1 protein-coding gene is annotated in these 326 nt (G+C 73.9%); it reads left to right on the forward strand.

Going from position 1 to position 326, the window contains the following annotated elements:
• Nucleotides 1–27: 27 nt before the first annotated feature.
• Nucleotides 28–326: GGDEF domain-containing protein (locus ACLBXO_RS31880; protein ID WP_447687935.1), on the forward strand; the 299-nt coding region annotated here is incomplete at its 3' end.

Raw genomic sequence — 326 nt, forward strand, 5'->3', positions numbered from 1 at the left:
GATGTCGGCGACGTGGCGATCAGGGCCGTGGCAGAACTGATCGCCGAGACCGGGATCGCGGGACGCCTCGGCGGCGAGGAATTCGCCGTCATCCTGCCGGGCCGCGGGCTCGCGGGAGCCGTGGTGCAGGCCGGGCGCCTGCGCGCCGACGTCCAGGGCTTGCAGATCCGCGGGGCCAAGGGTCCGATCACGCTGAGCTGCAGCTTCGGTGTCAGCACGTGGCGGCACGGCGACAGCGTCGAGGCCCTGGTCAAGCGGGCGGACGTCGCGCCCTACGCCGCCAAGGGCGGCGGCCGGAACCGTGTGGTCCCGGATCAGGGCGAGGG

The organism is Methylobacterium sp. C33D, from assembly GCF_053345825.1.